The sequence below is a fragment of the Streptomyces sp. DH12 genome (genome assembly GCF_020873895.1).
Lineage (GTDB): Bacteria > Actinomycetota > Actinomycetes > Streptomycetales > Streptomycetaceae > Streptomyces.
The window spans coordinates 1-414 of the sequence record NZ_JAHWGT010001408.1 but is presented as its reverse complement, the minus strand read 5'-3'; the positions used below and the strand labels follow the sequence as shown (position 1 = coordinate 414).

The following is a 414-nucleotide window of genomic DNA, read 5'->3' as shown; positions in this document are numbered from 1 at the left end:
CGTGGTGATCGGCTCACCGGCGACCGTGGTCTCCGGGAAGCGGACCGTGCGTCCGATGACCGTGTGGTAGACGTGGTCGTCGAACGCCTCGACCACCCGCGCGAGCACCTCACGGCTGTGCACCGTGCGCGAGTCGTACATGGTGGCGAGGATCCCGTCGAGCTCCAGCTCCGGGTTGAGCCGCTCCTGGACCTTCTCGATGGTCTCGGTCAGCAGGGCCACACCGCGCAGCGCGAAGAACTCGCACTCCAGCGGCACGATCACCTTGTGCGCCGCGGTGAGCGCGTTGACCGTGAGCAGACCGAGCGAGGGCTGGCAGTCGATGACGATGTAGTCGTAGTCGTCCATCAGCGGCTTCAGCGCCCGCTGCAGCGTCGACTCGCGCGCGACCTCGCTCACCAACTGGACCTCGGC

Annotated in this window: 1 protein-coding gene; it reads right to left on the bottom strand. The window is 67.6% G+C overall.

All coding sequences use genetic code 11. The features are described from left to right. The coding region (locus LPA54_RS40315) for a ParA family protein (protein WP_228985393.1) at positions 1–414 on the bottom strand (414 nt) is incomplete at both ends.